The 522-nt window shown below is 61.1% G+C and carries 1 pseudogene; it reads right to left on the bottom strand.

Going from position 1 to position 522, the window contains the following annotated elements:
* A pseudogene (locus RX972_RS29255) lies at positions 1-493 on the bottom strand (carbohydrate ABC transporter permease); the annotation flags it as partial.
* Between the last annotated feature and the right edge of the window lie 29 nt (positions 494-522).

Genomic DNA, 522 nt, shown 5'->3' with positions numbered 1-522 from the left:
CCTTGAAATAGGTGAACAGCATCCAGATCACGATCGGCAGATTGCCGAGGCACAGGATGAAGACCAGGCCGGTCCGGGTGTCGAGCAGGCCGACGGTCCGGAAGATCAGGTAGATCGGCACCAGCACGCCGACCGGCGGCATCATCTTGGTCGACAGCATCCAGAGCAGCACGTCCTTGGTGCGCTTGGTCGGCGAGAACGCCATCGACCATGCCGCCGGGATCGCGATCAGCATCGCGATCAGGGTCGATCCCCCTGCAATGATGATCGAGTTGAGCGCATGGTGTAAATAATCGCTGCGCTCCTGCACCGTGACGTAGTTCTCCGTGGTCCAGTGGAAGAACAGGAACGATGGCGGAATCGCGAACGCCTCGAGTTCGGTCTTGAAGCTCGCCAGCACCATCCACAGGATCGGGAAGAAGATCAGGAAGCCGACCAGCCAGGCGGCTGCCGTCGAGATCACCTTGCGCCGTGTCGTGACCATCCGCGCCATGACGTTACGCCTCCAGATTGCGGCCGACG

Origin of the sequence: Pseudomonas syringae group sp. J309-1, assembly GCF_032582135.1 — a bacterium.
In the GTDB taxonomy this organism is placed as follows: Bacteria; Pseudomonadota; Gammaproteobacteria; order Pseudomonadales; family Pseudomonadaceae; genus Aquipseudomonas; species Aquipseudomonas quasicaspiana.
Note: the sequence above shows the minus strand (reverse complement) of the source record. Positions and strands in the feature narration are given on the sequence as shown.